At 38.5% G+C, this 756-nt stretch carries 1 protein-coding gene; it reads left to right on the top strand.

The window, feature by feature from the left end; translation table 11 throughout:
* On the top strand, window positions 1–756 hold a 756-nt coding region (locus ABCO64_RS10285; protein ID WP_343089395.1), incomplete at both ends, for an adenylosuccinate synthetase.

The following is a 756-nucleotide window of genomic DNA, read 5'->3' as shown; positions in this document are numbered from 1 at the left end:
CAGTGGGGGGATGAAGGCAAAGGCAAAATTACCGATGCACTCGCATTAAAGGCTGACGTGGTCGTACGGTTTCAAGGTGGAGATAACGCCGGTCATACGATTAAATTTGATGGCAAAAAGTTTGCCCTTCACTTAATCCCTTCTGGAATTTTCCACAAAAATACGACGCCTATAATGGCGAGTGGAATGGTGATTAATCCTGAAAGTTTACAAAAAGAAATGCAGATGATTAATGATGCATCATACCCGACAGATCATTTAGTGATTTCTGATCGTGCCCATGTCCTACTAGACTTTCATAAATCATTTGATCATTTGTATGAATCATTGAAAAAAGAAAAAATAGGTACGACAGCTAAGGGAATTGGACCTGCCTATAGTGAAAAAGCCCTTAGACGTGGACTTAGAATGCATACTTTTTGTAGTGAATCTGGATTTAAAACGTATTTAGAAGAAACGTTACCTGCGATTAATAATCTATTAAAAACACACGGTTATGATCCTTATGAGATTGATGATTTAATGAAAAAATATGCCCCTATTCAAAAAATGATTGCCCCGCATTTAAAGGATACGTCTAAATTAATTAATGACTATATAGACCAAGGGAAACATGTTATGTTTGAAGGCGCACAAGGCACCATGCTTTGTTTAGATCACGGAACCTATCCCTTCGTCACTTCAACAAGCCCTTCCGCTGCTTACGTTCCATTAGGAGCGGGCATTGCTCCAAATAAACTGCAAAATGTATTAGGT

Source organism: Methanocalculus natronophilus, assembly GCF_038751955.1.
GTDB lineage: Archaea > Halobacteriota > Methanomicrobia > Methanomicrobiales > Methanocorpusculaceae > Methanocalculus > Methanocalculus natronophilus.
Note: the sequence above shows the minus strand (reverse complement) of the source record. Positions and strands in the feature narration are given on the sequence as shown.